Below are 20,475 nucleotides of genomic sequence, written 5' to 3'. Positions count from 1 at the left end.
GACACACGCAAGACGCCCGGCCGGGAGGTCCCAGGCCGGGCGGACGGCGCCGTGCGCGGGTCACGGCCGCCGGGCCTACCGCGCGCGGTGGCCAGTGACCGCTGCCCGGCCCAGCGCACGGGTCACGGTGACCCGGACGTCCTTGCCGGCGGTGAAGTCGCCCTCGACGGCCCGGCCGAGGGCTCCCTCCGGCAGCGCGACGTCTTCCCCGGCCTCTCCCGTGGACACGTCCACCAAGCGGAGGCGACCGCCGTCGACACCGGCCAGCACGTACTCGGTGCAGACCACCACCGGCACCTCCACGTCGCGGGAGGAGGGGTGCACGTCCTCGTGCTTCTCACCGGTGAACACGTCGACCCCCGCGAGATGCACCTCGGCCGGACCGTGCTGGCCGGGCTTCGAGATCGAGACGTCGGTGAGCCTGCAGACAACGCCGTCGACGAGCACATGGCCGTTCCTGCGCAGGGCCCCCGCCCGCATCGGGAACGTGCCGCTCCCACCCGCTTCCGCGGCCGGTTCGAAATCCAGGTCCACGCCGCTCATACTGCCTCCTGCTCACGCCGGTTTGCGCTGGTCGAGCCGCAGTAGACCACCTTCCGCCGCGTGAACCACCGGCCATTGCCCCGACGGGGTGAACGCGGGCACACAAGCCCGCCGCCTACCGGGGGCCGACAGCGCACCCGCCCCCTCCCGGCTCGGCATCGGGTACGACGCACGGGTACGACGACGAGGACCCCCGCCCCCGGTACGGCGCCGCCCCCCCGGGCGTCGCTCAGAGGGAGACGGCGTGGTCCGACGGCGTCGTCTCGCGCCCGGCGGAGGCGAGCCCGGTCTCCGGCGCGGCGGCGGAGCCCACCGGCGCGGCCGCGGATGCCTCCCGTGCGGCCATGGGGGCCGCCGCTGCGGCGGGCGCCGGCTCGGGCGCGGCCACCGCCGCGGGGGCGGCGATCGCGGCGGCGACGGCGAGGACGGCGATGGCGCGCAGGGTCCACTTCGGCATGGTGAGCTCCGGTTCCGGAATCTGAATCTGACGGGACGAGTCCTGATCGTCGCCACCCGCCGGGTGTCCGGGCATCGTCCGCAGGTCGCGGCCGTCTCCCCCGCACGGGGGAGACCACCGGCCCGCGGGTCAGAGACCGGCCGCGGCGTTCTGCCGGACCGCGGCCAGGGCGTCCTTGACCTCCCGGACCACGCGGGCGGCGTCGTCGGGGTTGTGCACGACGTCCGTGCGGTTCATGTCGACGACGAGGACCTCGCTGGCCGAGTAGTGCAGGTTCACCCAGTCGTCGTAGCCCGACCACAGGGTGCGGTAGTACTCGACGAGGCCCTCGTCCTGTTCGAAGTCACGGCCCCGCAGGCCGATCCGGTGCAGCACCGTCTCGAAGTCCGCCTTCAGGTAGACCATCAGGTCGGGCGCCTTGCGGTACGGCAGGCCGTCGATCTCGCGCATCATCTCGCCCAGCAGGCCCTCGTACACGCGCATCTCCAGGGAGCTGATCCGGCCCAGGTCGTGGTTGACCTTGGCGAAGTACCAGTCCTCGTAGATGGACCGGTCCAGGACGTTGTCGCCCTGCTTGTACGCCTCCTTGATCGAGGCGAACCGGGTCTGCAGGAAGTAGAGCTGGAGCAGGAAGGGGTAGCGCCTCGCCTGGATCTCCTCAGGGCTCGCCGTGTAGAAGAGCGGAAGGATCGGATTGTCCTCGACGCTCTCGTAGAAGACGTCGCTGCCCAGTTCCTTGGCGAGGAGTTCGGCCACACTCGTCTTGCCGATCCCGATCATGCCTCCGACGCAGATCACTGCCATACCTCACTTCTCCCCGGCGGTCTCATGTGCGTGGGCGTGCGGGCTGGGCATCTCACACCACTGAGACGCACGCCGACGGCACGCGATTCCCCGGGAGCTTCGTGATCAGCGTCAGACGGTCCCCGTCCGGACCGCACCGGAACCCCTGACGCGGGCCGCTCTCATCGACCGGCCGGCCTGGCCCTTCCGCGGTCGCCGCACACAGCGACGAGCCCCGGCCCCGCGGCCAGCTTGAATCTTAGATGACGATTCACCCGCCCCGACCAGCCCTTGTGCCACCGGCCGGCGACACAGCCACCCCCCGGCACCGGCCACCCCCCGGCACCGGCCACCCCCGCGGGCCCGCCGCTACCCCCGGGGCAGCGACCCCGCCAGCTGCCGGCGCGAGGAGACGCCGAGCTTCCGGAAGACCTTGCCGAGGTGGTACTCCACCGTGCTCGCGCTGAGGAACAAGTCCGTCGCGATCTCCTGATTGGTAGCACCGCGAGCCGCCAACCGCGCGACCCGGGACTCCTGCGGGGTCAGCTGCCGCCCCGCCCCCGCGTCCCGCCGGCGCGCCTGCTCGCCCGTGGCCCGCAGCTCCAGACGGGCCCGCTCGGCGAAGGCGGCCGCCCCCATCGAGGCGAACCGCTCGTGGGCGCGCCGCAGCAGCACCCGGGCGTCGTGCCTGCGGCGCTGCCGACGCAGCCACTCCCCGTGCAGGAGGTCCGTGTGCGCCTTCTCAGTCAGCAGCGGCGTCGGCTCCAGATGCGCGGACGCCTCCCGGAACAGCTCCTCCGCCGCCGGTCCCGGCGCGACCAGGGCGCGGCTTCGGGCCAGCAGCCCCAGCGCCCACGGGGTGCCGCTGGCCGTGGCCCGCTCGGCCAGCAGCTCCAACGCCCGCGAGGCCACGCCCGGATCGCCGTTGCGGACGGCGGCCTCGACCAGGCCGGGAAGGCCGAGCCCGGCGCAGTGCGGCGGCGGATCGTCGAGAACCGCCTGGGCCGCGGCCTGGGCCTGCGGGTAGCGGCGCCCGCCCAGCCCGAGCACGACCAGTGCCGCACGGGCCAGTTGCGCCTGGATCCCGCCGGGCGCCTCGGGACACAGCTCCCGCTGCGCCGCGACCGCCGACAGAGTCGCCGCCTCGTCCCCGCGCCAGGCGTGCAGCATCACATCGGTGGGGTGGGACAACCGCGGATCGGCCCCGGTCGCGTCCGCGATGTCCTTGAACTCCGCGAAGTGCGCCTGCGCACCGACCAGGTTGCCGCGGAACACCTCCGAGGTCGCGTTGGCGTGTGCGCTGATCTGGAGCATGCGCAGCGCCCCGTGGCCGCGCGCGGCATCGGCGTACCGCCGCCCGCATTCCCCCAGGGCGTCGATGTCCCACAACTCGACGGCGGCGACCATCCCCAGCAGGCTCCAGCGGACCGCTCCGCCCTCTTCCGCGCCGGGCCGGGTCATCGCCGCGAGGGCCGCCCGCAGCGACGGCACGCCCGCGCGGTAGCCGACGGCGACCAGCCGGGCGTGACCGTCCAGGAGCAGGTCGGCGACGCACGCGTCCGCACCGGGCGCCGCGTCCCCGCGGCCGGCGACACCGAGCGCGGCACGGGCCACCCGCAGGGCACCGCCACCACCGGCACCGCCACCACCATCGGCACCGCCACCACCATCGGGGTCGCCACCACCATCGGGGCCGGCAGCGACCATCGAGGCGTCGAAGGCCTCCAGCAGCGTGTCACGGCCGGCCGCCGGGTCGTGCTCGAAGAGCACCAGGGCGGCATCCAGGAGGAGCCCGACAGCCCCCTTTCCGCCCAGCATCAGGCGGGCCAGCCCGCCCAGCCGGCCGGCATGGGCGCCCAGCACGGGCACCGCCGGTCCCGGTGCCGGCAGCCGGGAGAGGAGCTCCTCGGCCCGCCGCGGGGCACCGGCCATGAGGGCCGCCGCACAGGCCTCAAGCAGCCACGTGGCCCGCCGGACCGGATCGTCGGTGAGATCCGCGGCCCGCTGCAAGAACGCGGCCCGGGCCAGGTAGCCGCCGGTGTTCCCGGCCCGCTCGGCACAGCCGTGCAACGCGGAGGCGACCTGCTCATCGGGGCCGTCCGCGGCGGCCGCCGCATGCCAGGCGTGCCGTTCGGGTTCGGCGCACGCGTCGGTCACGGCGGCGAGCGCGGCGTGCACGGAACGACGCGCGGCCCGCGACGCGCCCCCGTACACGGCCGAGCGGATCAGCGGATGACGGAACGAGGACGCACCGGGAGCGGGCCGGGCCGTCAACAACTCCTCCCGCTCGGCCTGGTCGAAGGCCTCGGCCAGGTCGTCGTTGCCGGCCCCCGAAAGGTGCCGGACCGCCCGCCGCAGCACGTCCCGATCGCCGGTCGCGTCGGCGGCCGCCGCCAACAGCACCGTCCGGGTCAGCACCGGCAGGCCCTCAACCCGCCGCAGGAACCGGGCCTCCAGGCGCCGCCCGAGAGCCGGCGGCCCGGCGAACCCCGCCTCCACGACATGAGGCCCCTGGGCCAGTTCCCGCAGGGCGAGCGGATTGCCCGCCGCCTCGGCGATGATCCGCTCGGCCACGACCTGGTCGATCCCGCCGCCGGCGTGGTCCATGAGCAGCGCCAGCGCATCGGCCTGCGGCAGCCGGCCGAGCCGGAGTTCGGGAAGGCCGTCCAGTGCCGGCGGCGCCGCCGTCGTGTCGTCGCGCAGCGCGAAGAGGGCGACGATGCCGTCGGCGTGGAGCCTGCGTCCCACGAACGCCAGGACGTCGAGCGACTCCCGGTCCAGCCACTGGGCGTCGTCGCACACGAGCAGCAGCGGCCTTTCGCGGGCGGACTCCGCGAGGAGGGTGAGAACGGCGAGCCCCACCAGGAACCGGTCGGGCGCGGTCCCGTCCACCATCGCGAACGCCGTCTCGAGCGCGGCGCGCTGGGGCCCGGGCAGCCGGTTCCGGGCACCGAGGAACGGCAGCAGGACGCGGTGCACGGCCGCGAAACCGAGCTCCTGCTCGGCCTCGACGCCCGCGACCCGCGTGACCTGCAGGCCCGAAGCCGACCCGACCGCATGGTCCAGCAGGGCCGTCTTGCCGATCCCGGCATCGCCGCGCACGACGAGTACACCGCTCATACCCGAGCGCGCGCCGTCCAGCAGCCGGTGCACCAGAGCGCTCTCCGCACCCCGGCCTCTCATGATCATGAACTGAACATACCGGCTCCGGGCATCCCCCGACCGGCCGCGCCGGACCGGGGGACGGGCGGCGAAGACTGGGAGGTTTCCAGGATTCGAACCACCGCCCTCCCCGGGCACGCTCCGGGCATGCAAGCGCACCGCACCGAACCGGCCCGCACCCACCCCACACCCCCGCGCCCCCAAGCCCCTCCCGCCCGGGCAGCGGACAGGGCCACGGGCAAGGGCAGGAGCCGGGCAGCGGACAGGGCGGCGGAGCCGGGCCTGTTCGCCGCCGAGACCGCGACCGGCGACTGCGGATACCTCCGGATACGCACCCTCGAAGCCACACCCCACCGCACGGACCACGACGGCGCCCACGGCGAAAGCGGCGGGCCGTTCGTCGTCGTGGCCGTCCAAGCCTCGGGCACCGCACTGCTCTCCCGCGGCGGCAGGCGGATACGCCTGGCACCGGGCGACATGGCCCTGCTGCCCTCGGGCGGCGAACTCGCCGTGGAGTTTCCCGAGCCCTCCCGCACGCACCTGCTCCGGCTGCCGCGCGCCGTGCTCGCCGTCCCGCAGGCAGACCTCACGGCCGTCCTGGGGAGCACCGTCCGGCCCGCCCCGGGCCTGGACACCGCCGTCTCCCGCTCCCTGGCCGCCTTCGCCGAAGCGGCCCCGGACCTGGGCGCCGAAACCGGCGGCCGCATGGCCGGCCACATCGCGGGCATGCTGGCCACCCTCATCACGGAACGGGCCGCCGCCGGCACCCGACCGGCAGCCCGGCCCGCCACCGGCCAAGGCCCCGTCACCGCGGAGACCGCGGACCTGATGGCACGCGTCCGCGCCCACATCGGCCTGCACCTGGCGGACCCGGACCTCTCCCCACGCTCGATCGCCGCCGCACACCACATGTCCGTCCGCTACCTGCACCGGCTCTTCGCACAGGACGCCACGACGGTCGGCACCTGGATCCGCGAGCGCCGCCTGGAAGAGGCCGCCCGGGAACTGGCCCGACCGGGACGCGGGAAGACCGTCTCCCGCATCGCGCACCGCTGGGGCTTCGTCAGCCCCAACCACTTCAGCCGGGTCTTCCGGCAGCGGTACGGGATGTCACCGCGGGACTGGAGCGCCTCCTTCACCCCCGTCCCGGAGCCGCCGCCGCACAGGGCGGCGGCCGGTGTCAGCCGCCCCGCTTGTGCCCGTTGAGCTGGATGTACCCCAGGTTCGCGATGAGCGCGGCGACCGTCGGGTAGTACCTGCTGTAGCCCTGGGCACCGATGGTGAAACCGTTCCCGGCCGGGTTGCGCAGCCGCGCGTACACCCAGGCGGACAACTGGCCCCAGCTGGTTTCGAGGTCGGCACCGAACGGGCCGATCGGCGTCGACGCGTGGTGGGCGATGTTCTGCCGGATCACGTCGAAGACGTACCCGAAGCGCGCCGCCTCGGCGGTCGCGCCGATGACGTCCACCAGGTACGAACCGACGGTCTGCCGGCCGGCCCCGGTGGTGAGGAGCTGCTGGGTGTTGCGCAGGGTCAGCAGCGCGTTCTGGAGGTTCTGGGGGGTGAGCCGCCGCTCCGCGCGGGCGCCACCGCCGGGCAGGGTGGCGTAACTCCCGTTCCAGGGCAGGCGGTGGGCCCGCACCCCCAGGACCCGCTCGAACGCGTCGGGATAGCCGTCGGGGAACACGTAGTGCCGGTTGCCGGTGCCGTCGGGCTGCCCGGGCTGGTAGATCCCGGCCAGGTACAGGGTGTTGGCCCAGTAGTAGAGGGACACCACGTACTGCCCGGCATGACTCACCCGGATCTGGATCAGCCGGTCGGGCGTCGTCGTGGTCTCGTCCAGCACCTGGTAGAAGTCGTGGCCGCTGATCCGGTGCACCTGGTCGATCATGTTCCAGTACCGGTCGTGGTGCCCCTGGCCGCCGTGCTCGAGACCGCTGATGTCCCAGTCGACGACCGTCAGCGGCCGGTCCGGATCGGCATGGGCGGCGGGCGCGGCCGCGCCCAGCACACCGGCCGACAGGGCGAGTGCCACGAGGAGACCGGCGACACGCCGCATCATCCGCCCGCCCGAAACTACGCTGAACACACAGAACTCCTCCTCCTCAGGCCGGACATCCCGCCCGACCGGGCGCCCGGACTCCTTGCGGGGGACAGGACGCGGTCGCACGGTCGCCCGGCACACGGTCGGCCCACGGCGGCCCGGCAACAGGCCACAGGCTGCCAGCGCCGAAGGCGGCGCACGTGCCCGAGAGCGCCCGCACCCCGCCTACCCGCGCACACCCCCCGCGGCCGGCCCGACGGCGCCCTCCACCCGGTGCAGCGCCGCCAGGAGATGGCGCAGGGCCGGATCGGGCGGACCGGGACGGACCGCCAGGGACGTCGTCACGCTCAGGCCGGCGAGCGGGCGCACCACCACCCGCGGGACCGACGGCATCCCCTGGACCTCGTAGAAGACGGTCCACGACGCCTCGCGCGCCGTGCCGATCGCCGCGAGCGTGGCCTGCAGACCGGCGAAGGGCGGCCCGGCGGGCGGCACGCCCCCCGCCCTGCGGCACGCGTCGACGACCAGATCGTGGAAGTACGGGTTCTCCGCGCGCGGAGCCAGACGCAGCGCGAGCCCCGCCAAACGGTCCAGCCCCACAGCCCGTTCGGCCGCCAGCGGATGGCCCTGGGGCAGGGCCACATGCAGCGGGTCGCTCCACAGCGGCAGCAACTCCAGGCCGGCCGCCGACGGAACCGCCCGCACCAGGGCGGCGTCGAGCTCCCCGGAACGTACCGCGGCCAGCCGATCGCCGACCGGCATCCTCCGCAGCCGCACCTGAAGCCGGGGAGCGGCAGCGGACAGGAGCGCCAGAACACGCCCCAGCCGGTCCCGGGGGCCGTGGACACCGCCCAGCCGCAGCACACCGTCGGCACCCGCGGTGACATCGGCGGCCACCCGCACCGTGCGCTCGGCAGCCGCCAGAACCGCACGGGCCTCGGGGAGCAACCGCTCGCCCGCCGAGGAGAGCCGCACCCGCCGGGTCGTACGCTCGAACAGGACCACCCCCCAACCGCGTTCGAGCCGGCCGATCTGCTGGCTGACGGCCGACGGGACGATCCCCAGCCGCTGCGCCGCCCGCCCGAAGCCGCCCTCCTCGGCAACAGCCACGAAATACCTCAACTGCCGCAGTTCCACCCGTCCGCCTCCCGCAGCGATTCGTCACGACCGGTGATCTCTGTCTTCTCCAACAGCCGGTGGATCACAACCGCTTCCCGGGATCGAATGGAACCGCATCCGCGACACGCCGCAGACCACAGGAGAGACCGCCGATGAACGCCCCCCGACAGCCCCTGATCGTGCACGGCGAGCAGGCCGAGCGGATCGACTTCCCCCACGGCGGGGGGTTCCGCCTCCTCGCGGACGCATCCGACACCGGCGCGGCGGTGGGAGCCAACCGCCTCACCCTCCCCCGCGGCGCCACCGGCGCCCCCGCCCACCACCACGCACGGTCGACCGAGGTGTTCTACGTGCTCGACGGAAGCGCCCGCTTCACCCTCGACGACCGCACCACGACCGTGGCCGCCGGCGGACTCGTCTGCATACCGCCCGGCCACGTCCACGCGTTCGGCGCTTCTCCCGCAGCCACGGCGGACCTGCTCGTCCTGCTGACCCCGGCCGTCGACCGCTTCGACTACTTCCGCACCCTGGGCCGCATCCGGCACGGCCTGGACACCTTCGCCGCGCTCCTGCCCGAACAGGACTGCTACGACGTGCACTTCGCCCCTGCCGACACACCCCAATAGCCCGCCCCGGGAGAACCCGCAAAGGGGGAGCGGCCGGTCAGGAACGCTGCCCGGATCCGCCCGCCGGCGACGCCGGCCGCGCGAGAGCACCCGGCCGCGGCCCGCCGTCCGCCACGGTGCGGGGCGGTCCCGCAGCACCGGCCCGCGGCCGCCGGAAGGCCGGGACGGCCAGCAGCCCGAAGCCGATCACCGCCGCCGTGAGATGGCCGACGGTGGTGAAGTCCGGCAGCGGCCCGGACCACTCGGCACCGCCGAGCGGCCACGCGAGGACGAAAGCCGCCCAGGGCAGGCGCCCCCAGCGGGGCAGGGCGAGCGTGCCGACCGCCAGCACCGTCTGCGCACCGTAACTGACCCCGTAGTCCAAGGACTGTCGCACCGCCGCCGGATACCAGCCGTACCGCAGCGCGACGGTGATGACGGCAGCGGTGAGCAGGGTCGCCACGACATGCCCGCCGAGGAACACCGCCACCGCACGCCGCTTCCCCCACCGCGACTCCGCCCAGGCCAGGAAGCAGCACACCCCCAGCCCCAGGGTGATCAGGGTGCCCACGAAGTCCGTCGAGGCCACATCGGTGAGCGTCCCGTCGAAGAACAGCGCGCTGCCGGCCAGCGCCGCCAGCGGATGGTCGCGCAGGTTGTCCAGGTTGGTGCTGAGGTACCCCAGCACGGCCGCCGCCCGTTCGTCGGACACCCGGCCGATCCAGGCGTGGCCGGCCAGCAGCAGGCAGACATAGGCGAGGGTCAGCGGCGCACGGCGCGGATATCTCCGCACGACGCGGAGCGCTCTGCCCAGGGGCCCCGGCGGTGATTGAGGGTTCATCGGCGGCACTCTCCGGTTCGGTTCGGTTCGGTCAGGCTCGGGCAGGTCGGGTCGGGGCGAAGGCGTGGCCGGCCCGCGAGGGCAACCGCCCCGGCTGACTCCCGGCCACCCCAAGGGATGCGGTGTGCCGCGCCCGGGTTCCAGCCGACCGACCAGGACACCGCCCCCCTCACGAGTGACGGACACTCAAAACCCCAGACCGGAAGGGGTTTCCCGGAAGTTTCCCGTTTCCCGTTCGCAGCGGGCGACCCGCGCCTGCTCGACACACGGGGGAGGCGGGCGACAGTCTCGGAAGCGCCCGGACAGGACACCACGGGCACGACGGCCCGCGGCCGGACGACCGCGCGGCGGAAACGGGGGACCGGACATGGCGATGCGCACGACAGCGGTGGCGGCGGTGGCGGCACTCACCCTCCTGGCCGCGGGGGGAGGCGCCCACAGCGCCACCGCTGCACCCAGGACGGCGGCGGGGGAGTGCCGGGTGCTCGCCGCCGGCGCCTCCACCACGGCGGAGCAGGCCGTGGCGGCCGCCTGCGAACAGATCGGCGTCTGGTACACCTGGGGCGGCGGCCACGGGCCGCAGCCGGGCCCGACCTACGGCCAGGTCGACCCCAGCGACCCGGACAGCGCCCACGACCCCGAGCGGCTCGGCTTCGACTGCTCGGGACTGGTCCGCTACGCCTACGCCCGCGCCGCCGGCGGCGACCCCCTGCCCGGCAACGCCTACCACCAGTTCCACGCACCGCAGGTGCGGCAGCGGTTCACCGCCGCCGAGGGGACCGCCCCGCTCCTCCCGGGAGACCTCCTGGCCTGGGGCTCGGGCGGCTCCATCCACCACATCGCGATCTACCTGGGCGCGGGCAGGATGGTCGAGGCCCGGGAATCGGGCACCCGGATCACCGTCGCCGACGTACGGCTCGGCGGCGACTATGCCGGAGCGGTCCGCTTCGCGCCGCCGACGCAGGCACCCGGCACGTTCAGCACCTGGGGCACCGACGTGTGGACCCACCGGGAGCCCTCCACCGGCAGCCCGCGCGTGCACAAGTTCCCCGGCCCCACCACGGTGCGCATCGACTGCCAGAAACACGCCGAACCCGTGACCGCCGAGGGCTACACCAACGACGCCTGGTCCTACCTGCCCGAATACCGGGCATGGATCACCAACATCTACATCAAGGGCCCCGCCTGGCTGGACGGCGTACGCACCTGCCCCTGAACACGCCCCTCACATCCCGCGATCGCCCGGGGCACCACGCACCGCCGGTACGGTTCCGCGGCCGTTCAGCCCTGCCGGTGCTGCCCGGGCAGCCCGGACCCGGCGGCTTCGGCCCCCGCGCCGTCCTGCGCGGCGGTGTCCCCGGCCTCCCAGCGCAGCAGGTCGCCCGGCTGGCACTCGAGCGCCTCGCAGAGCGCGGCGAGCGTCGCGAAGCGCACCGCCTTGGCGCGGCCGTTCTTCAGCACCGCCAGGTTGGCCGGCGTGATCCCCACCCGGTCGGCGAGTTCGCCCACGGACATCTTCCGCCTTGCCAGCATCACGTCGATGTCGACGGTGATGGGCATCAGATCACCTCGTCCAACTCGGCCCGCATCCGTGCCGCCTCGCCGTCGCGCGCGACGGCCTGCGCGAGCAGCATCCGCAGTACCAGCACGATGAGCGCGACCCCCAGGATGGCCAAGCCGATCCCGCCCATGATCACAGTAACGCCCGGATCCTCCCGCTGGCCGGGGGCGTTGACCGCCGTGACCGCGAACCACAGCACGGCCACAGCCGTGATCGCGCCGATCACGCCGTCCACGTACCGGAACGCGGCGTGGGAGAACACCGTCCCGCGCCGCACCATCGCCGTCAGCCGCCACACGCAGACCAGGGCCACCTGGGCCGCCACCATGCCCAGGGCCACGATCACGCGCATCGGGGTCAGCGGCAGCGATCCCCCCTCCGTCTCGCCCGTGACCAACGCCCACACCATCCCCGCCTGCACGAACACGGTGCCGGCGAACACCACCCCGAGCACGACGTGCAACGCCCGCACGGTCAGCTTGCCCATGACCCATCCCTCCATCGACCCACGATCGAAATCTATCGAAAATCGATAGGTCGAGCAAGGGGCGGGACCTCGGCGGCCCCGACTCCGGGACCGACGGGGAGCGGCGGCAACCCTCCGGCGCGGCGCAGCCCCCCCCGGGTCGGCGCCTCCGGGCCTCTGGGTGAAGCGCCGGAACGTCGACCTGCGCGCCGGCGGGTTCGACGCCCACGCCCGGCCCGCGAAGCGGGGGGCCTCAGGGGGTGGCCCGGTCCTCGGGGAGCGGCTGTGCCTGCCGCGCTGCCCGTCCGGCGGGGGCGGCCTCGGGGCAGGCGGGGTTGGCGCAGGGGGCATCGGTGTAGAGGGGGACGTGGATGCCCATCGTCCGGTGCCGCCGGACCGTCGCGGGCAGTTGCTGATGGCACCTGGGGCACAGGTGTCCGGGGATCGCCGCCGCGGGATGCTTTTCGCCGTCCATGCATCGACTTTACGCCCGCTTTGCTCTGTTTTGAACCTTCTTTGGTGGGGGTGGTTACGCCCCGCTGGAGGGCCCGCTGCCGTTTGGCGGGGGCTCCGGCGGGTGTGGCCGGAGCAGGCTGAGGGCGACCGACGCCGCGAGGACGGCGACGATCACGGCCAGGCTCACCTGCGAGGGAATCTCGGGAACCGCGGGGCTGATCAGCTCGTGCGTGGCCTGCAGGACCAGCTTCACGCCGATGAACGCGAGGATCAGAGCGAGTCCCGTGCCCAGGTGGTGGAAGCGGTCGAGCATGCCGGCCAGCACGAAGTAGAGGGCCCGCAGCCCCAGGATGGCGAAGGCGTTGCTGCTGTAGACGATGAAGGCGTCACTGCTGACGGCGAGCACGGCGGGCACGCTGTCGACCGCGAAGACCAGGTCGGCCGCCTCGATCGCGGCCACCACGGCCAGTAGTGGCGTGGCGACGCGCCGGCCGGCCTCCTTCACGAAGAACTTCGCCCCGACGTAGTCCTCACCGACCGGGACGATCTTCCGCAGCAGCCGGACGGCCAGGCTCCGCCCCGGGTCGAAGCCGTCGTCCTCCTCCTTGAGGATCTTGTACGTGCTGGAGAAGAGGATCGCGGCGAAGACGTACAGCACGGCCGTGAACCGGCTGACGACGGCCACTCCGGCGGCGAGGAAGACCCCCCGGAACACCAGCGCGCCCAGCACCCCGAAGAACAGCACGCGGTGCTGGTAGGCCCGCGGAACCCGGAAGTAGCCGAAGATCAGGGCGAAGACGAACAGGTTGTCGACCGACAGGCTCTTCTCCAGCAGCCACGCCGTCGTGTACTCCACGCCCGCCTGCGTGCCCACGACGACGAACACCAGACCGCCGAAGGCCAGGGCCAGGGCGACCCACACCCCGCTCCACGCCGCCGCCTCGCGGAAGCCGATGACGTGCGCCCGTCGGTGCGCGAGGAGATCGACCGCCAGCGCCGCGAGGACGGTGGCGGCGAAGACGATCCACAGCCAGTAGGGCACGTCGTGCACGGCGGACCCCCGCGGTACGGCAGTCGGTGGGGCGGCACCCCAAGCGCGATTTTGCCGTAATTGTACTTATTTGCTCTTTTCGTGGGTGCGTGCGGCCGACGGGCGCCCCGGTCTGCTGGTGACTCCCGTCACATACCTCTTGAGCTGGAGCGGGCTCCAGCTCCTAGCGTGAAGCCGTCGGCCGGTCGGGCCGGTCGGCCATCGGAATGGGGGAGAACATGGGCGTTTGGTTCGTCACCGGTGCATCGCGTGGACTCGGCGCGGATATCACCCGTGAGGCGCTGGAACGAGGGCACAGCGTGATCGCCACGGCGAGGAACGCCTCGGCCGTGCTCGCGGCGTACCCGGACAAGCCCGGCGGACTGCTCGCGGTGAACGCGGACGTGACCGAACCGGAGCAGCTGGCGGCCGCGGTGCGGGCCGGCCTCGCGGAGTTCGGCCGGATCGACGTCGTGGTCAACAATGCCGGCTACGGACTCGTGGGCGCGATCGAGGAGACCTCCGACAAGGCAGCCCGCGACCTGTTCGACGTCAACGTGTTCGGCCTGCTCAACACGGTGCGGGCGACCCTGCCGACCCTGCGTTCCCAGCGGTCCGGACACGTCGTGAACATCGGCTCGGTGGGCGGTTTCGCCACCGCTGCGGCGGTCGGCTTGTACGGGGCGTCGAAATTCGCCCTCGAGGGCATTTCCGAAGCGCTGCACGGCGAACTGGCCCCGCTCGGCGTCCACGTCACGATCGTCGAACCCGGTGGCTTCCGCACCGACTTCCTCGGCCGCTCCAGCCTCCAGGTCGAACCGGCCGCCATCGCCGACTACGCCGCCGCGGCGGGCCCGGTCCGCGAGGCGCTGGCCCGGAACGACGGACTCCAGCAGGGCGATCCGAAGAAGGCGGCCAAGGCCATCGTCGACGTCACCGAGGCCCCTCGGCCGCCGCTGCGCCTGCAGTTGGGCGCGGACGCGGTCGAGCGCGTCGAGGCGAAGCTGGACCTGGTACGGCGTGAGCTCGACCAGTGGCGCCACGTGGCGCTCTCCACCGCCATCTGACCGCGAGGCCCCTCAGCCGGCGCGGTGCGGGAGCGGGGCGGAGCGGGAGCGGGGCGGCGCGGCGCGGCGCGGCGACCACCGTGCCCACGGGCAGCACTCCTGTCCCGCTGCGTGCCGGCGCCGCCTTCGCGGGTCGCGGCCGGGCCCGTCGCACCACGGACCGCCGGCACCTTTCCGGCGCGCGGGTCACTCTTTCGGGTGTCTGGCCAATCCGCCAGGTGGATGCTGCCGAATCCGGTACGTGAACCACTTCCGCAGCACCCTTCCCCGCGCCGCCCTGGGCGCGTCGGCCGGCGTTCTGGCCGCTGCCATGGCGCTCGCCGTGGCCGAGCTGGTCGCCGGCTGGGTGCGGCCGGCCGCCGGGCCGGTGACGGTGGTGGGCGGCGCGGTGATCGACCGGACCCCGGCCGCGGTGAAGGACTTCGCGATCCGTACGTTCGGGGAGAACGACAAGACCGTCCTGCAGTTGGGAATCCTGGCGATCCTCGCCGTCATCGCCGTCGGTCTGGGCATCCTGGCCTTGGACCACCGGCGGGCCGGTGCCGCCGGCGTGCTGCTGTTCGGGATCGTCGGCTCCGCGGCGGCCCTCAGCCGCCCGGACTCCACCGGAATCGGCGATGCACTGCCCTCGATCGCCGGAGCACTCGCAGGGGCAACCGCCCTGTACGTCCTGGCCTCCAAGGCCGTACCCGTTCCGGAGCCGGCGGCCGGGGACGGGCACAGCGGCACCGAAGGATGGAGCAGGCGCGGTTTCCTTGCCTCGGCGGCCCTGACCGCTGTGGCGGCCGCATCGGCAGGCGCCCTCGGCCGGTTCCTCTCCGGCCGGCAGGGGCAGGGAGCGGTCGCCTCCCGCGCCGGCCTGGTCCTGCCCCCACCGGCCTCCCCGGCTCCGCCCGTACCGGCCGGAGCCCGGTTGAAGGTGCCCGGCATCAGCCCCTTCACCACCCCCAACGCCGACTTCTACCGCGTCGACACCGCTCTGACCGTCCCCAGGGTCGACGCCGGCAGCTGGCGGCTGCGCCTCCACGGCAAAGGCGTCACCACACCGCGCACCTACACCCTCGACGAGCTCCTGGACCGCCCGCTCGTGGAACGCGACATCACCCTGACCTGCGTCTCCAACGAGGTCGGCGGCCCCTACCTCGGTACCGCCCGCTGGCTCGGCGTCCCCCTGGCCGCGCTGCTCGCCGAGTGCGGGGTGAAACCGCCGTCGAAGGGCGGCCCGGCCGACCAGCTGGTGGCCCGGTCCGTGGACGGGATGACGCTCGGCTCACCGGTCGAGGACGTCATGGACGGCCGCGACGCGATCCTCGCGGTCGGCATGAACGGCGAACCGCTGCCCTTCGACCACGGCTTCCCCGTCCGCATGCTCGTCCCCGGCCTGTACGGGTACGTGTCGGCCTGCAAGTGGATCACCGACATCGAGCTGACCACCTTCGACGCCTACGACCCCTACTGGGTGAAGCGGAAGTGGGCCCGTCGCGCGCCGGTCAAGACCCAGGCCCGGATCGACACCCCCAAGCCCTTCGCCCGCCCCGCCGCCGGCCCCATCACGGTCGCCGGGGTCGCCTGGGCCCAGCGCCGCGGCATCACCCGCGTGGAGGTCCGTATCGACGACGAACCCTGGCGGGACGCGGACCTGGCCGTCCAGGACACCGTCGACACCTGGCGCCAGTGGTCCTACCCCTGGAACGCCAACCCGGGCGGGCACACGATCACCGTCCGCGCCACCGACGGCACCGGCCAGGTCCAGACCGAGGAACGCGCGCGGACCATCCCCGACGGGGCGAGCGGCTGGCACAGCGTCTTCGTCACCGTCCCTTAGACCCCCGGCCCGGCCCACTCCAGGGCCCGTTCCGGCAGCACCACCCCCGAACCACCCCCGAACCCCCACCACCCTGACAGACCGACAGAAGCTCAAGGGGAGCGACTGATGATGAACACCCTGCAGATCCGCCGTACCGCGATCGCCGTGGCCGCGGCCGCGCTGTTGCCCTTCTCCCTCGTCGCGTGCTCCGACTCCGGCGACACCAAGGCCGCACCGGCCGCCGGCGACGAGGCCAAGACCGGCGCGAACACCCCGGTGGACGACGCGTCCACCGGCAACGAGCCCTTCGGCCCGGCCTGTGCCGGCGTCCCCGCCGAGGGAGCGGGCTCGTTCGACGGCATGGCCAAGGACCCGGTCGCCACCGCGGCCTCCAACAACCCGGCGCTGTCCACGCTGGTCGCCGCGGTCAAGCAGGCCGGCCTCGTCGACACCCTCAACAACGCCAAGGACATCACGGTCTTCGCGCCGACCAACGACGCCTTCGCGAAGATCCCCAAGGCCGACCTCGACAAGGTCCTCGCCGACAAGGACACCCTCACCAAGATCCTGACCTACCACGTCGTCGGCCAGAAGCTCACCCCGCAGCAGCTGGAGAACGGCAGCTTCGAGACCCTCCAGAAGGGCATGGTCACCACCATGGGCTCCGGCGAGGCCTACAAGGTCAACGACACCTCCAACGTGGTCTGCGGCAACGTCAAGACCGCCAACGCCAACGTCTACATCGTCGACACCGTCCTGATGCCCAAGTAGCCGCCACCCGATCGGAAACGGCAGCCACCGGTGGCCTTGCCCCTCATGCGACGGGAGGGCAGGGCCACCGGCCGCACCGCACGACCGTCCCCCCGACGGCGTGCCGGGCCCGCCGGGGGAGAGGGAGGGCGCCGGGGCTGCGCTCCCGACGGTCCACGACGCGCCGCGGCCCTGCCAGGGCGGTGCCTACGGGACCCGCCACACGTTGGCGAAGGCCGCGTTCTCGATGGAACGCCGCTGGCGTACCGCCTCCAGTTCCATCACCGCGTCGTTGACGGCGGCGAGCACGGTCGTCACCGCCTCGCCGCCCGGTCCGCCGTCATCGCCGGCGCCTTCACCACCGTCGATGCCGATGGCCGCGGCGAGGGCCCCGAGGACGGGGTCGCCCGCCTGCCAACGACGCTGCGCACGATGCCGGGCGGGCGTGTCGACGAGCTCCATCCGCTCCGCCCCCAGGCCCAGCCGGCCGCGCCGCGCCCGCGCCAGCAGCCCGTCCTCCTCGAACGCCTCCTGATAGGCCGCGGCGAGGTCACGGCCCCTGCGCCACAGCCAGTCCTCGACGTGCTCGTACGGCACCTGCCGGACCAGCACGGCCGCCGCCGCACCCAGCAGCCGGTCGTCCAGGTCCGGCCGAGGACCCGGCACGATCAGATCGCCGTCCAGGGCGACGGCCGCGGCACGCAGCAGGTCGACCAGTTCCGCGCCCGCGAGGGACAACGACAGATCGCCCTGCCCCGGAGAGCCCTCCGGCCGGGGCTCCAGCGCAATGCTGAACAGGTCTTTCGCCGTGGTCATGTACGGCTCCCTCGTCGTCGGCCGCACCGCGTCCCGCCGCGGGGCGTGGTGAGGGCCAAGTATCACTCACACGCCGTCCGCTCCCCTTCCGGCACGGCGTTTGGCCCGCATGGCGGGGTGCGGCACACGGGGCGCGCGGGGCGGGAACCACAAGGTCGGTCCCGCTCACATCTCGTCACACGTCCACCCAGGGCTTAGGGTTCCGCTACCCGGCCGGGTACCCGCGTGGAAACCGATGCCACTCCGCTGGAGGACGACTCTCCGTGCCGCATGCCTCACATGCTTCCGCCACCACCCCCGACGATGGGCCGACCCCGCCCGCCCCCACCGCGTACCGGGAGGTCCAAGGCTGGTTCTCGGCCTACGACCAGGTGCTCTTCGACTGGTTCCTGACGCGCCAGAACAGCGATGAGCGCCAGCAGGGCGACCTGCTGGAGCTCGGTGCCTTCCTGGGCAAGAGCGCGATCTTCCTCGGACGGTACCTGCGGCCCGGCGAGGAGTTCACCGTCTGCGACCTCTTCGACTCGCCCGCGACGGACGACGTCAACGCCGCGGAGAACCGCAGCTCCTACCCCACGCTCACCCGGCGCGGCTTCGAGACGAACTACCTGGCCTTCCACGAAGCGCTGCCGACGCTCATACAGGCCCCCACCTCGGTCGTCGCCGACCGGGTCAAGCCGGCGAGCTGCCGATTCGTGCACGTCGACGCCTCGCACCTCTACGAGCACGTCGCCACCGACATCGCCTCCTCCCGCCGCGTCGCCGCCCCGGATGCCGTGGTGGTCTTCGACGACTACCGCTCCGAGCACTGCCCCGGTGTCGCGGCCGCCGTCTGGACCGCCGTGGTCACCGGCGAACTGAACCCCGTCTGCGTCTCGGCCTCGAAGCTCTACGCGACCTGGGGAGACCCGGCACCCCACCAGGCGGCACTGCTCGCGTGGCTGGAGCAGCGCACCGACCTCTGGCACGGCGTGGACGTGATCGACGGCCGCCCCCTGGTACGCATCGGGGACCAGGGCGTGTCCGCGCCCGAGCCCCCGCAGCCGCTGCACCCCGCGCCGAGGACGCAACCCGCGCGGCCCCCCGCTCCCGCCGCCGCGCGCCGGCCCGGTGCCCGCTGGCGCAGGCTGGCCAAGGACCTGCTCCCGCCCGTGGTCACCCGCGCCGTCGTCGCCCGCAACCGCCGCCGCAGGGGCTGACACCGAGAGGGGCTGACCCACCCCCGCCCCCGGACCGGGTCCGCTCCAGGGGGCGTCGCGAGGACGCAGGCCCGTGCGGCGAATCGCGCCACCACCCATGCTGCCGAGGCCCTCTGACGAGAGCTCAGGGCATGGGACCGGTCGGGCCTGTTCCCGCCACTGCGCGGACCACCTTCTTTCCGGAAAGGAAAGAAGGTGGTACTTTCCTCATAGGAAAGCACTCGGAGGATCGATGACCAGGAACGCCACCCCGATGACCCCCCACGACGCCCAAGCCGCCCTCGACGCCATACACCACCGTCAGGAGCAGACACTCGACGGATACCTGCGCCACGCCCACTCCCGTCCCTACCTGATCGCCGCGGCGCTGGGCCTGTTCGCGGTGTGCTCCTCCTTCGACCTGCAGGGCTCCTGGAGAACCGCCGCGATCGTGGTGGGGAACGGCCTGACCCTGGGAGGGCTTCTCGTATACCAGCGCAGGGCCTCCGTCCGACGCAGGACCACCGGCCCGGAGGCGCTGTTCTACACGGCCGTGGGCGTCCTCCTCCTCGCGCTCTTCTGGACGGCGGCCATCGCGGCCCACTTCGCCGGCCTGCCGGCACGGCACACGCTCGCCGCGGCCGTCACCGCCCTCGCGGCGGTAGCTGCCTCGTACGCGCTGCGCCCGGTCCTCGGGTCCGTCATCCGCAGGAACGGCGCCTGATGGACCCCGACTTCGACGAGTTCCTGCACGTTCCGGCGCGGCTCTCGGTGGTCGCACTGCTGGCTCCGGCCGATCTGGTGGAGTTCGGATTCGTGCGGGACGCGGTCGATACCAGCGACTCGGCTCTGTCCAAGCAGGTGGCCGCGTTGGCGGCCGCCGGGTACGTCGAAGTCCGCAAGACCCGCAACCGCACGGGACGGCAGACCCACCTGTGCCTCACCCCGTACGGGCGCCAGGCCTTCCAGCGGCACGCCGCGGCGCTGGAGCGGATCGTGGCGGCGGCCCGCACACCCCCGAAGTAGTGCCCGCAACGCTGCGGCACCGCCCCGGTGGTGTGGCGCCCAGGGGCGGCAACGGGGTCCCTCGCGCAGGATCCTCACGCACCCGGCGGATACTTGCCGGATGGACGGATCGAAGGCTCCCTGGGTCAACACCACACACGACTGGGCCGCCACCGTGGACGCGGACCATCTCGGCCGGATCCGCCGGGAACCCGCGCAGTTCGCGCCGGGCGGGCCCGAACACCTTGTCCTCGAGATCGTCGCCTACGCCGCCGACGAAGCGGCGAGCCGGGGCGGCGGACGGTGTGTGGTCACCCTCCACGCCGACGGCTCGGTGTCGGTGCAGGACGACGGCCGGGGCACCGACACCCGGGTCGACGCGCACGGCCGCGTGGTCAGGAAACCGGTCATGGCCACGAAGGACCTCCGGTTCTTCGACCTCCCGGAGGCGGAGCGGCTTCCGGACGGACACCCGCGTCGCGGCATGTCCGTCGTCGCGGCGCTCAGCGAGTGGCTGATCCATACCAACCGCCGTCTCCACGGGGCCTGGAGCCAGCGCTACGAGTACGGCGTCCCGGTGACCGGGCTCCAGCCCGTCGAACCCGACGGGACCACGGGCACCTGCGTCCGCTTCCTGCCCGACGAAGCCTTGCCTCCGCACTGGTCGCCGACCGCGGAGGACTTGGCGCGCTGGTCCGGGCAGTGGCCCCGCCTGACCGTCCGCCTCGACGATCAGCGCGACGGCGAGGCCCGGCCGGGTCCGTGACCACGGGTCCGGCGCGGAG

22 protein-coding genes are annotated in these 20,475 nt (G+C 73.3%); 10 read left to right on the top strand and 12 right to left on the bottom strand.

All coding sequences use genetic code 11. The features are described 5' to 3' along the window. Nucleotides 1-75: 75 nt before the first annotated feature. From eif5A to ACFW2G_RS20785, 4 genes are all read right to left on the bottom strand, one after another. Nucleotides 76-543 (bottom strand): translation initiation factor IF-5A, encoded by a 468-nt coding sequence (gene eif5A, locus ACFW2G_RS20800; RefSeq protein ID WP_384451522.1) that lies wholly within the window; start codon nucleotides 541-543, stop codon nucleotides 76-78. 229 nt (nucleotides 544-772) lie between these two features. Continuing rightward, the gene (locus tag ACFW2G_RS20795; RefSeq protein WP_384583731.1) at nucleotides 773-1,000 is read right to left on the bottom strand and encodes a hypothetical protein; all 228 of its coding nucleotides are present in this window, start codon (nucleotides 998-1,000) and stop codon (nucleotides 773-775) included. Between the two features lie 129 nt (nucleotides 1,001-1,129). Then, on the bottom strand, nucleotides 1,130-1,804 hold the full coding sequence (locus ACFW2G_RS20790; protein WP_037930406.1) for a deoxynucleoside kinase: 675 nt from the start codon (nucleotides 1,802-1,804) through the stop codon (nucleotides 1,130-1,132). A gap of 348 nt (nucleotides 1,805-2,152) precedes the next feature. Beyond that, complete coding sequence (locus ACFW2G_RS20785; RefSeq protein WP_384583733.1) at nucleotides 2,153-4,972, bottom strand: AAA family ATPase; 2,820 nt, start codon at nucleotides 4,970-4,972, stop codon at nucleotides 2,153-2,155. Nucleotides 4,973-5,092: 120 nt separating this feature from the next. Here ACFW2G_RS20785 and ACFW2G_RS20780 point away from each other — a divergent pair, with 120 nt between their 5' ends. Further along, the gene (locus ACFW2G_RS20780) at nucleotides 5,093-6,151 is read left to right on the top strand and encodes a helix-turn-helix domain-containing protein (protein WP_384583736.1); all 1,059 of its coding nucleotides are present in this window, start codon (nucleotides 5,093-5,095) and stop codon (nucleotides 6,149-6,151) included. Here the strand turns inward: ACFW2G_RS20780 and ACFW2G_RS20775 are convergent. Both ACFW2G_RS20775 and ACFW2G_RS20770 read right to left on the bottom strand, forming a co-directional pair. Then, the gene (locus ACFW2G_RS20775; protein ID WP_384583739.1) at nucleotides 6,126-7,034 is read right to left on the bottom strand and encodes a ribosome-inactivating family protein; all 909 of its coding nucleotides are present in this window, start codon (nucleotides 7,032-7,034) and stop codon (nucleotides 6,126-6,128) included. The two genes, ACFW2G_RS20780 and ACFW2G_RS20775, sit on opposite strands and share 26 nt — an antisense overlap. A gap of 180 nt (nucleotides 7,035-7,214) precedes the next feature. Beyond that, the gene (locus ACFW2G_RS20770; RefSeq protein WP_037930399.1) at nucleotides 7,215-8,126 is read right to left on the bottom strand and encodes a LysR family transcriptional regulator; all 912 of its coding nucleotides are present in this window, start codon (nucleotides 8,124-8,126) and stop codon (nucleotides 7,215-7,217) included. Nucleotides 8,127-8,260: 134 nt separating this feature from the next. Here ACFW2G_RS20770 and ACFW2G_RS20765 point away from each other — a divergent pair, with 134 nt between their 5' ends. Further along, the gene (locus tag ACFW2G_RS20765) at nucleotides 8,261-8,734 is read left to right on the top strand and encodes a cupin domain-containing protein (RefSeq protein WP_384583742.1); all 474 of its coding nucleotides are present in this window, start codon (nucleotides 8,261-8,263) and stop codon (nucleotides 8,732-8,734) included. Between the two features lie 37 nt (nucleotides 8,735-8,771). On the opposite strand, the gene ACFW2G_RS20760 is transcribed toward ACFW2G_RS20765, so the two are convergent. Beyond that, nucleotides 8,772-9,506 (bottom strand): rhomboid-like protein, encoded by a 735-nt coding sequence (locus ACFW2G_RS20760; RefSeq protein ID WP_384451503.1) that lies wholly within the window; start codon nucleotides 9,504-9,506, stop codon nucleotides 8,772-8,774. 415 nt (nucleotides 9,507-9,921) lie between these two features. On the opposite strand from ACFW2G_RS20760, the gene ACFW2G_RS20755 reads away from it, so the two are divergent. Beyond that, nucleotides 9,922-10,770 carry a C40 family peptidase gene (locus tag ACFW2G_RS20755; RefSeq protein WP_384583745.1) on the top strand — a complete coding sequence of 283 codons (849 nt, stop codon included), beginning with the start codon at nucleotides 9,922-9,924 and terminating at the stop codon, nucleotides 10,768-10,770. 65 nt (nucleotides 10,771-10,835) lie between these two features. On the opposite strand, the gene ACFW2G_RS20750 is transcribed toward ACFW2G_RS20755, so the two are convergent. The 4 genes from ACFW2G_RS20750 to ACFW2G_RS20735 form a co-directional block, all read right to left on the bottom strand. Then, nucleotides 10,836-11,114, bottom strand: a complete 279-nt coding sequence (locus tag ACFW2G_RS20750; RefSeq protein ID WP_384451497.1) for a helix-turn-helix domain-containing protein — start codon at nucleotides 11,112-11,114, stop codon at nucleotides 10,836-10,838. Next, nucleotides 11,114-11,602 carry a DUF2975 domain-containing protein gene (locus ACFW2G_RS20745; RefSeq protein ID WP_384583748.1) on the bottom strand — a complete coding sequence of 163 codons (489 nt, stop codon included), beginning with the start codon at nucleotides 11,600-11,602 and terminating at the stop codon, nucleotides 11,114-11,116. The genes ACFW2G_RS20750 and ACFW2G_RS20745 overlap by 1 nt, the downstream gene beginning before the upstream one ends. 232 nt (nucleotides 11,603-11,834) lie before the next feature. After that, entirely contained in the window at nucleotides 11,835-12,056 is a 222-nt protein-coding gene (locus ACFW2G_RS20740) for a hypothetical protein (RefSeq protein ID WP_384583750.1), read from the bottom strand. Nucleotides 12,057-12,110: 54 nt separating this feature from the next. Further along, nucleotides 12,111-13,088: a TerC family protein gene (locus ACFW2G_RS20735; RefSeq protein ID WP_384583753.1), complete on the bottom strand. Its 978-nt coding sequence runs from the start codon at nucleotides 13,086-13,088 to the stop codon at nucleotides 12,111-12,113. 218 nt (nucleotides 13,089-13,306) lie between these two features. Here ACFW2G_RS20735 and ACFW2G_RS20730 point away from each other — a divergent pair, with 218 nt between their 5' ends. The 3 genes from ACFW2G_RS20730 (at nucleotide 13,307) to ACFW2G_RS20720 (ending at nucleotide 16,712) form a co-directional block, all read left to right on the top strand. Further along, a complete protein-coding gene (locus ACFW2G_RS20730; RefSeq protein ID WP_384583756.1) occupies nucleotides 13,307-14,134 on the top strand; it encodes an oxidoreductase in 828 nt (275 codons plus the stop codon). Nucleotides 14,135-14,375: 241 nt separating this feature from the next. Next, the gene (locus ACFW2G_RS20725; protein ID WP_384583758.1) at nucleotides 14,376-15,959 is read left to right on the top strand and encodes a molybdopterin-dependent oxidoreductase; all 1,584 of its coding nucleotides are present in this window, start codon (nucleotides 14,376-14,378) and stop codon (nucleotides 15,957-15,959) included. Between the two features lie 111 nt (nucleotides 15,960-16,070). Continuing rightward, the gene (locus ACFW2G_RS20720; RefSeq protein ID WP_384451534.1) at nucleotides 16,071-16,712 is read left to right on the top strand and encodes a fasciclin domain-containing protein; all 642 of its coding nucleotides are present in this window, start codon (nucleotides 16,071-16,073) and stop codon (nucleotides 16,710-16,712) included. A gap of 186 nt (nucleotides 16,713-16,898) precedes the next feature. Here the strand turns inward: ACFW2G_RS20720 and ACFW2G_RS20715 are convergent, their stop codons facing one another. Beyond that, a complete protein-coding gene (locus ACFW2G_RS20715; RefSeq protein ID WP_384451483.1) occupies nucleotides 16,899-17,507 on the bottom strand; it encodes a GPP34 family phosphoprotein in 609 nt (202 codons plus the stop codon). 263 nt (nucleotides 17,508-17,770) lie between these two features. On the opposite strand from ACFW2G_RS20715, the gene ACFW2G_RS20710 reads away from it, so the two are divergent. The 4 genes from ACFW2G_RS20710 to ACFW2G_RS20695 all read left to right on the top strand — a co-directional run bounded on the left by ACFW2G_RS20710 (nucleotide 17,771) and on the right by ACFW2G_RS20695 (nucleotide 20,456). After that, the gene (locus tag ACFW2G_RS20710; protein ID WP_384583760.1) at nucleotides 17,771-18,706 is read left to right on the top strand and encodes a class I SAM-dependent methyltransferase; all 936 of its coding nucleotides are present in this window, start codon (nucleotides 17,771-17,773) and stop codon (nucleotides 18,704-18,706) included. Nucleotides 18,707-18,938: 232 nt separating this feature from the next. Continuing rightward, a complete protein-coding gene (locus tag ACFW2G_RS20705) occupies nucleotides 18,939-19,409 on the top strand; it encodes a hypothetical protein (protein WP_384583763.1) in 471 nt (156 codons plus the stop codon). Further along, complete coding sequence (locus tag ACFW2G_RS20700; protein WP_037930375.1) at nucleotides 19,409-19,711, top strand: transcriptional regulator; 303 nt, start codon at nucleotides 19,409-19,411, stop codon at nucleotides 19,709-19,711. The genes ACFW2G_RS20705 and ACFW2G_RS20700 overlap by 1 nt, the downstream gene beginning before the upstream one ends. 100 nt (nucleotides 19,712-19,811) lie before the next feature. Beyond that, complete coding sequence (locus ACFW2G_RS20695) at nucleotides 19,812-20,456, top strand: ATP-binding protein (protein WP_384451473.1); 645 nt, start codon at nucleotides 19,812-19,814, stop codon at nucleotides 20,454-20,456. Nucleotides 20,457-20,475 lie beyond the last annotated feature (19 nt).

The organism is Streptomyces sp. NPDC058880, assembly GCF_042742535.1.
Taxonomy (GTDB): Bacteria; Actinomycetota; Actinomycetes; order Streptomycetales; family Streptomycetaceae; genus Streptomyces.
The sequence above is the reverse complement of the archived record's forward strand: the minus strand, read 5'-3'. Positions and strand labels throughout refer to the sequence as shown.

Bases quoted from the DNA above. Each gene is read 5' to 3' on its own strand.
- ACFW2G_RS20745 (WP_384583748.1), bottom strand. From the start codon at position 11,602: ATGGGCAAGCTGACCGTGCGGGCGTTGCACGTCGTGCTCGGGGTGGTG.
- ACFW2G_RS20790 (WP_037930406.1), bottom strand. From the start codon at position 1,804: ATGGCAGTGATCTGCGTCGGAGGCATGATCGGGATCGGCAAGACGAGT.
- ACFW2G_RS20705 (WP_384583763.1), top strand. From the start codon at position 18,939: ATGACCAGGAACGCCACCCCGATGACCCCCCACGACGCCCAAGCCGCC.
- ACFW2G_RS20715 (WP_384451483.1), bottom strand. From the start codon at position 17,507: ATGACCACGGCGAAAGACCTGTTCAGCATTGCGCTGGAGCCCCGGCCG.
- ACFW2G_RS20750 (WP_384451497.1), bottom strand. From the start codon at position 11,114: ATGCCCATCACCGTCGACATCGACGTGATGCTGGCAAGGCGGAAGATG.
- ACFW2G_RS20795 (WP_384583731.1), bottom strand. From the start codon at position 1,000: ATGCCGAAGTGGACCCTGCGCGCCATCGCCGTCCTCGCCGTCGCCGCC.
- ACFW2G_RS20765 (WP_384583742.1), top strand. From the start codon at position 8,261: ATGAACGCCCCCCGACAGCCCCTGATCGTGCACGGCGAGCAGGCCGAG.
- ACFW2G_RS20785 (WP_384583733.1), bottom strand. From the start codon at position 4,972: ATGATCATGAGAGGCCGGGGTGCGGAGAGCGCTCTGGTGCACCGGCTG.
- ACFW2G_RS20695 (WP_384451473.1), top strand. From the start codon at position 19,812: ATGGACGGATCGAAGGCTCCCTGGGTCAACACCACACACGACTGGGCC.
- ACFW2G_RS20780 (WP_384583736.1), top strand. From the start codon at position 5,093: ATGCAAGCGCACCGCACCGAACCGGCCCGCACCCACCCCACACCCCCG.
- ACFW2G_RS20755 (WP_384583745.1), top strand. From the start codon at position 9,922: ATGGCGATGCGCACGACAGCGGTGGCGGCGGTGGCGGCACTCACCCTC.
- ACFW2G_RS20740 (WP_384583750.1), bottom strand. From the start codon at position 12,056: ATGGACGGCGAAAAGCATCCCGCGGCGGCGATCCCCGGACACCTGTGC.
- ACFW2G_RS20700 (WP_037930375.1), top strand. From the start codon at position 19,409: ATGGACCCCGACTTCGACGAGTTCCTGCACGTTCCGGCGCGGCTCTCG.
- ACFW2G_RS20730 (WP_384583756.1), top strand. From the start codon at position 13,307: ATGGGCGTTTGGTTCGTCACCGGTGCATCGCGTGGACTCGGCGCGGAT.
- eif5A (WP_384451522.1), bottom strand. From the start codon at position 543: ATGAGCGGCGTGGACCTGGATTTCGAACCGGCCGCGGAAGCGGGTGGG.
- ACFW2G_RS20720 (WP_384451534.1), top strand. From the start codon at position 16,071: ATGAACACCCTGCAGATCCGCCGTACCGCGATCGCCGTGGCCGCGGCC.